Source organism: Collinsella sp. TF07-1 (assembly GCF_003437235.1).
In the GTDB taxonomy this organism is placed as follows: domain Bacteria; phylum Actinomycetota; class Coriobacteriia; order Coriobacteriales; family Coriobacteriaceae; genus Collinsella.
Map to the genome: position 1 here is coordinate 42,241 of NZ_QSRV01000017.1, position 7,871 is coordinate 50,111.

Here is a 7,871-nt window from a genome sequence, read left to right on the forward strand (position 1 = left end):
TTGGGTCTGACCTGCGTCTTTGAGAGTAATCAACAGTTTCGTCAGTGCTATTACTATTATTAAGATATTTATATCTATAGAAAGGTATTAAAAGATGAAGTTCACCGTCAGCCAGAGCTCGCTTACACAAGCCATCGGCGTCGTTATGAAGGGTGTCGCTTCGGCATCCACCCTTCCCATCCTGTCGGGCGTGCTCGTCAAGGCGCAAGACGGCATCTTGGAATTCCAGACCTCTAACTACACCATCTCGATCCGTCATCGCATCGCGGCGCATGTCGAAGAAGAGGGCGAGATGGTTATCCCCTGTAAGATGCTCTCCAATATCACCAAGACCCTCCCCGATGCCCCGGTCACCTTTGAATTGTCCGAGCGCCAGGTACTGATTGGTTGCGAGAAGAGCTCTTTTAGGCTGAACACGCTCGATGCCAATGACTTCCCCGAGTTTCCGGCCTATGCCATCGAGAGTGCTGTGGAGCTGCCGACCGATATCTTGTCCGAAATGGTCGGCCGCGTGTGGCGCGTAACCTCGACCGACAAAGCTCGCCCCATCCTGGGCGGCGTGCACATGAAGGTCGAGAACAACACCGTACGCCTGGTGGCGACCGATTCCTTCCGCTTGGCCGTGTGCGATACGCAGGTTGAGACCTCGACCCTCGAGGGCTCCTTCGAGCTCAACGTTCCGGCTGACGCCTTTAACGACGCGCTGAACATCATGGCCAGTCAGGCGACCATCATGATCGGGGCTACCGACACCCAGGTCGTCTTCGAGGCCGGCAACACCACCTACGTGTCGCGTCGTATCGAGGGCGTGTACCCCAACTACAAGCAGCTCATCCCCGATTCGTGCGTGACGAGCGTCAAGATCGACGTAGCCGCCTTTAACGCCGCCCTTAAACGTGTGGCCGTTATCGCGAGCGCCAACCCCGCTGTCAAGTTTGAGATTGACGTCGAGAACGGCCAGATGGGCCTGTCCTCCATTTCCAACGACCAGGATCTGGCGCAGGAGACGATCGATGTCGAGGCCGAGGGCGAGTCGGGCACCATCGCCTTCAACTACCACTACATCTTTGGCTGCCTCAATGCCCTATCCAAGGAGAAGGAGATCACGCTGGAGCTCAAGAGCTATTCGCAGGCTGGCATCTTCAAGTCCTACGACAAGATCAACTACCTGTACCTGGTCATGCCGGTACGCATCTAGCACTGCCCATGACCATGTTCGCACGCGATCTTTCCGTTGCGCGCTATCGCAGCTTCGACAGCTATCGCCTTGCCCTGAGCGACGGTGTGACAGTGCTCGCAGGTCCCAACGCGGCGGGAAAGACCAACCTCATAGAGGCGCTGCAGCTGCTGACGAGTGGCGCCTCGTTTAGGCATCCGACCGCAGCAGAGCTCGTGCACGACGGCACGGGCTCATGCAAGGTCGAGCTGAGGCTCGAAGGCGATGGACGCGTGCTGGACATGGGTCTGAGCGTGGAAGACGGCAAGCGTTCGTTTAGCCGCAACGGCAAGCGCTGCGCTGCGTCCGGCGTGCGCGGGGTGCTGCCGAGCGTGCTGTTTTGCCCGGACCACCTGGATATGGTCAAGCGGGGTGCCAGCGTGCGCCGCACCGCACTTGATGACTTTGGCGTTCAGCTGAGTGCGCGCTATGCCGATCTGGCTAGTGCCTACGGGCGCTGCGTGACCCAGCGCAATGCCCTGCTCAAGGAGACCTGGTGCTGCCGCGAGATGCTCGGCGCCTGGAACGAATCGCTTGCCCGCGCCGGTTCGGCCCTGCTCGTGCATCGTCTGGCCCTGCTCGACCGGCTGTCGGGCCATGTGCGCGACGCCTATGGCCGCGTGGCATCCGGCGAGCCCGCCGATGTGTCCTATGTGTCCACGCTTGGCGACCTGCCTGGCACCGTGGATCGCGACGAGCTCAGGGGCTGGGCGTATGAGCGCATGCTCTCGGCGCTCGATGAGCGCGCCGACGAGGAGATTCGCCGCGGCGTGACGCTCGTGGGTCCGCATCGCGACGAGATTGAGTTTTCCGTCGCGGGCCGGTCGGCCCGTTCATTTGCCAGCCAGGGCCAGCAGCGAACGCTGGTGCTTGCCTGGAAGGTGGCAGAAGTGGCCGTGGCGCGCGATATCCTGGGCACCGCACCGCTGCTGCTTTTGGACGACGTGATGAGCGAGCTTGACGCCGGGCGCCGAGGCGCTTTTCTGCAGCTGATCGGTGATGATATCCAGACAGTCATAACCACCACCAATCTGGGGTATTTTACCGATGACCTGCTTGATCGAGCCAAGGTGGTGAGCATGGGTGAGACGTGCTAATTACGACCGCGAGAACGGAACGGTTGCCTTTGGCGGCTTTTTGGATGCCGAGCGTCAGCGCATCCTGGCGGCCGCGACACCTGAGCGCCGCGCGCAGATGGAGGCTGCAGAGGAGTCTCGTGCGGTCTATCGCGCCTGGAATGCGGTGTGCTCGGGCACGCGCGAGGGACGCCATGTGACGGGCCTGCGTTACCTGCCCGAGTCCAACGAACTGCTGGTGTACCTCGATTCGCCCTCATGGACGCAGGAAATGACACTTTTGCGCGAGATTATCCGCGCGCGCATGGAGCGCGCCGGCGCGCACGTCGACGGGCTGGTGTTCAAGACATCCGCACCCGGTCACACACCGCCCGCCGCCAAGGAGCGCCTGCGCCCGGCGACGACCGAGCGCCCGCCGGCCCCGCACGCCGACCTAAGTGAGGCCGAGCGCACCGAGATTGAGCGCCAAGTGGCGCCCATCGAAGACCAAAAACTTCGCGAGGCCCTCGAGAACGCCATGAGAGCCAGTGCCGAGTGGGCCAAGGGCGTGCAGGGCAAAAAAGAGCCTTAAATCGCATCTGGTGGCCTTGTAGAGCCAAATACCCTCGTTCCCGAGGGTATTTTTTTACGATAAACTAGTAAGGCTATACACATTTTCTTAACTGAAGGAGGACGTGTGGCAAACGAAAACGATTACGATGGCGGCGAGATTAAGATTCTCGAAGGTCTCGAGGCCGTTCGTAAGCGCCCGGGCATGTACATTGGCTCGACGAGCGCCAGCGGTCTTCATCACCTGGTGTGGGAGATCGTTGACAACTCCGTCGACGAGGCCATGGCCGGTTTCTGCACCGAGATTCAGGTGACGGTCCACGCCGACAACTCCATCACGGTCGTCGACAACGGGCGCGGCATCCCCGTCGACGAGCATCCTATCAAAAAGATCCCGACGCTCGAGGTCGTCATGACGATCCTGCACGCCGGCGGTAAGTTCGATAACTCTGCCTACAAGGTCTCGGGCGGTCTTCACGGCGTGGGCATCTCCGTCGTCAACGCCCTGTCCAAGCGCGTGGTCGTACAGGTATGCCGCGACGGCAACATCTACGAGATGGAGTTCTCGCGCGGCAAGACCGTCAAGAAGATGGAAGTCGTGGGCACTTCGGAGACGACGGGTACCACTGTCAGCTTCTGGCCCGACGACGAGATCTTCGAGACCTGCATCTACGATTTCGACACGCTGCACAACCGTCTGCAGGAGACGGCATTCCTCAACAAGAACCTCAAGATCATGCTGACCGACGAGCGCGAGGCGACTCCCCACGTGGAGGAGTTTTGCTACGAGGGTGGCATCATCGACTTCGTCAAGTTCCTCAACGAGGGCAAGGACGTCCCCGAGGCCTTTAAGGAGCCTATCTATATTGAGGGCAAATCGGATCCGGATGCGCCCGTGACCAAGATGGGCGAGGTCGAGGTGTCCTTGCAGTGGAATAGCGGCTACGGCGAGAACGTCATGTCGTTTGCCAACGACATCTACACCCCCGAGGGCGGCATGCACCTCGAGGGCTTCCGCACCGCGCTCACCCGCGTGATTAACGATTACGCTCGCAAGCAGAACCTGCTCAAGGAAAAAGACGCCAACCTGACCGGCGACGATGTGCGCGAGGGCCTTTCGGCCGTTATCTCGGTCAAACTGCCCGATCCGCAGTTTGAGGGCCAGACCAAGGCCAAGCTCGGCAGCTCCTATATGCGCGCGCTGACGCTCAAGATCGTGACCGACGGCCTTGCCGATTACCTCGAGGAGCATCCCAAGCCCGCTCGTGAGATCGTCAAGAAGGCCCAGCAGGCCTGCAAGGCGCGCAACGCCGCCCGCAAGGCGCGCGAGGCGACCCGCCGCAAGAGCCTGCTCGAGACGGCGTCGCTGCCCGGTAAGCTCGCTGACTGCTCGGTGCGCGATGCCGAGCTGACCGAGCTCTTCATCGTAGAGGGCGACTCGGCAGGCGGTTCGGCCAAGGACGGCCGTCGCCGAGACATCCAGGCGATTCTACCCCTGCGCGGCAAGATTTTGAACGTCGAGCGCGTGGGCGATCATCGTGCGTTCTCGAGCGACACCATCCAGTCCCTCATCACCGCGATCGGCTGCGGCGTCACGACGAGCGCCGGCGACGGCGGCGACTTTGATATCACCAAGGCCCGCTACCACAAGATCATCATCATGACCGATGCAGATGTCGACGGTGCGCATATCCGCATTCTGCTGCTGACATTCTTCTACAAGTACATGCGGCCGCTGATTGACGCCGGCTACGTGTACGTCGCGTGCCCGCCCATCTTTGGCATTAAGGTGCGCAACAAGATCCACTACGTGTATCCCAACGGCCGCCAGCCCGAAGACGAGATCCTGCGCGACACCATCCAGAGTCTGGGCCTGAACCCCGACGACAACGACGAGGACGGCAAGGCCAAGGACGGCAAGATCACCAAGAAGCGCAAGGGCTACACCGTCCAGCGCTACAAGGGCCTGGGCGAGATGGACCCCAAGCAGCTTGCCTCGACGACGATGGACCCCAAGACCCGCATTCTGCAGCGTGTGTCGATCGAGGACGCCGTGGTGGCGGACCGCGCCGTGCGCGAGCTGATGGGTTCCGAGGTCGGCTATCGCCGCGAATATATCGAGAAGCACGCCCACGACGCGCGTTTCCTTGACGCCTAGCTTTCCCAGGCACCCCATCTTGCCCTTCAGGATTTCGGGCGCCGCACGCAAGGCGTGCGCCCTCATCCTTCAGGGCAACCTGGGGCACCTGGAAAACCTAGGAGGGTTATCCGGCATTCCCGGTAATCCGTCTCCGTGGTAGGGAACTAATGGACCACGCAAACCATGAGGAGGTAACGTGGCAGACGATATCAGCAATAACGAGGGTATGGGCGAGGCCGGCGATGCCGGCATGCCCGACGATTTGAAGCGCCTGCTCGCCCGTGCTGAGCAGGGCGAGGACGGCGACCCGGATTCCTATAACCCCGATGCCGAGGATGAAGAGGATGAGGATGACGACGCTGAGCTCGAGGAGAGCTTTGGCGCGGTCGACCGTGGTGCCTCGGCCGGCGAGGATATCAACGGCGGTCAGCTCCAGATTTCGGAGTTCGGCCGCGAGATGAAGCAATCGTTCATCGAGTACTCGATGTCGGTCATCACCGCGCGCGCCCTGCCGGACGTGCGCGACGGCCTAAAGCCGGTGCACCGCCGCATCCTGTACGCCATGAACGAGAGCGGCATCTACCCCAACCGCCCGCACAAGAAGTCGGCCTGGACGGTCGGCGAAGTTATCGGCAAGTACCACCCGCACGGCGACTTCGCGGTCTACGAGGCCATGGTTCGTCTGGCACAGTGGTTCTCCATGCGCACGCCGCTCATCGACGGCCACGGCAACTTCGGCAACATCGACGGCGACGGCGCGGCGGCCATGCGTTATACCGAGAGCCGCTTGGCAAAGCCCGCCATGGAGCTGCTGCGCGACCTGCAAAAGGATACCGTCGACTGGCAGCCCAACTACGACGAGTCGCTCGCCGAGCCCCAGGCGCTGCCCGCGCGCTTCCCCAACCTGCTGGTCAACGGCAGCCAGGGCATCGCCGTCGGCATGGCCACCAATATCGCCCCGCACAACCTCACCGAGGCGATCGAGGCCACGTGCTACCTGATCGACAACCCCGATGCCACCGTCGACGAGCTGATGCAGATCATGCCCGGCCCGGACTTCCCCACCGGCGCCATCATCATGGGCAGCGCCGGCATCAGGCAGAGCTACGAGACCGGCCGCGGTTCCATCACCGTGCGCGCCAAGGCCCACGTGGAATCCACCAAGACCGGCCGCAGCCGCCTAGTCTTTACCGAAATCCCCTACATGGTCAACAAGGGCACCTTGCAGGAGAAGATCGCCCAGCTCGTAAACGACAAGCGCATCGAGGGCATCTCGGACATGCGCGATGAGTCCAACCAGAAGGGCATCCGTCTGGTCATCGAGCTCAAGAAGGGCGTCATTCCGCAGGTCGTGCTCAACAACCTGTATAAGTACACCTCGCTGCAGACGACCTTTGGCGCCAACAACCTGGCGCTCGTCAACGGCGTGCCCAAATGCCTGAGCCTGCGCGAGATGCTGCAGCACTATATCGACCACCAGGTCGACGTCGTCACCCGCCGTACCCGCTTCGACCTCAAGAAGGCCCAGGCGCGTGCCCATATCCTCGAGGGCTACCTGATGGCTCTCGACCATATCGACGAGGTCATCAGCATTATCCGCTCCTCGCAGACCGACTCCGAGGCCAGCAGTCGCCTGATTGAGCGCTTTGGCTTTACGCCCGAGCAGACCACGGCCATCCTCGAGATGAAGCTGCGTCGCCTGACCGGCCTGGAGCGCGACAAGATTCAGGAAGAGTTGGACGGCCTGCGCCGCGCCATCGCCTACTACGAGGACCTGCTGGCGCACGAAGAGAAGATTCTGGGCGTCATCAAGGAAGAGATGCGCGAGATCTCCAAGAAGTTCGGCGACAAGCGCCGCACCGAGATCAGCCAGGTTGAGAAGGACCTGGATGTCGAGGACCTCATCGCCGACGAGGATATGGTCGTGACCATCACCCACACCGGTTACGTTAAGCGTATCCCGGTTGCCGCCTACCGCGCCCAAAAGCGCGGCGGCAAGGGCGTGTCGGGCGTCAACCTCAAAGAGGACGATGTCATCGATGAGATGTTCATCGCGTCCACGCACGAGTACGTGCTGTTCTTCTCGAGCAAGGGCAAGGTCTATCGCCTGAAGGTGCACGAGCTGCCGGTAGGTACGCGCCAGGCACGCGGTACCGCGATCGTCAACTTGCTGCCTTTCGAGGAGGGCGAGAAGATCGCGAGCGTCATCAGCTGCCGCGAGTTCCCTGCCGACGAGTATCTGATGTTTGCCACCAAGAGCGGCATGGTCAAGAAGACCGTGATGAGCGCATATGACCGCAGCCGTCGCGACGGCCTGATCGCTATCAACCTGCGTGACGACGACGCGCTGCTGAACGTGCGCCGCGTGCGCGAGGGCGACAAGATTATCCTGGCCACCACCGCGGGCAAGGCGATCATGTTCTCCGAGGAGCAGGTGCGCGCCACCGGCCGCGATACCAGCGGCGTTCGCGGTATCGGTATGAAGGACGGCGTGAGCGTTCTGGGCATGGAAGTCACTAACGGCAACGGCGATCTGTTCGTCATCACCGAGCGCGGCTACGGCAAGCGCACGCCGGTCGCGGACTACCCGGAGCAGAATCGCGGCGGCCAGGGCGTCTACACCATCCAAATGACCGAGCGTAAGGGCAACCTCGCGGCCATGAAGACGGTGGGCCCGCAGCACGAGCTGTTCATCGTGACGGAGGGCGCGACGGTCATTCGCGTCAAGACCGACGAGATCAGCCAGACCGGCCGCGCTACCCAGGGCGTCAAGATGATGACCGTCGACGACAACGACCGCATCTGCGCCGTAGCCCGCATGACGGCCGCCAAGGAGAAGCCCGAAGGCGAAGCCACAGAAGACGGCTCTGCCCCCGAAGAAACCCCTGTC

Annotated in this window: 5 protein-coding genes; all 5 read left to right on the forward strand. The window is 61.8% G+C overall.

All coding sequences use genetic code 11. The features are described 5' to 3' along the window. Nucleotides 1-94: 94 nt before the first annotated feature. Complete coding sequence (gene dnaN, locus DXC67_RS07465; RefSeq protein ID WP_022094338.1) at nucleotides 95-1,198, forward strand: DNA polymerase III subunit beta; 1,104 nt, start codon at nucleotides 95-97, stop codon at nucleotides 1,196-1,198. Nucleotides 1,199-1,206: 8 nt separating this feature from the next. After that, nucleotides 1,207-2,313, forward strand: coding sequence for a DNA replication/repair protein RecF (locus DXC67_RS07470; RefSeq protein ID WP_117637925.1), 1,107 nt, complete (start codon nucleotides 1,207-1,209; stop codon nucleotides 2,311-2,313). Beyond that, on the forward strand, nucleotides 2,300-2,863 hold the full coding sequence (locus DXC67_RS07475) for a DciA family protein (protein WP_117637926.1): 564 nt from the start codon (nucleotides 2,300-2,302) through the stop codon (nucleotides 2,861-2,863). Before DXC67_RS07470 ends, DXC67_RS07475 begins: the two co-directional genes overlap by 14 nt. Before the next feature lie 105 nt (nucleotides 2,864-2,968). Beyond that, complete coding sequence (gene gyrB, locus DXC67_RS07480) at nucleotides 2,969-4,999, forward strand: DNA topoisomerase (ATP-hydrolyzing) subunit B (protein ID WP_117637927.1); 2,031 nt, start codon at nucleotides 2,969-2,971, stop codon at nucleotides 4,997-4,999. Nucleotides 5,000-5,207: 208 nt separating this feature from the next. Then, on the forward strand, nucleotides 5,208-7,871 hold a 2,664-nt coding region (gene gyrA, locus DXC67_RS07485; protein WP_199410679.1), incomplete at its 3' end, for a DNA gyrase subunit A.

What these genes read in the sequence shown, in the direction of transcription:
- dnaN (WP_022094338.1), top strand. Translation starts at nt 95, where the DNA reads ATGAAGTTCACCGTCAGCCAGAGCTCGCTTACACAAGCCATCGGCGTC.
- DXC67_RS07470 (WP_117637925.1), top strand. Translation starts at nt 1,207, where the DNA reads ATGACCATGTTCGCACGCGATCTTTCCGTTGCGCGCTATCGCAGCTTC.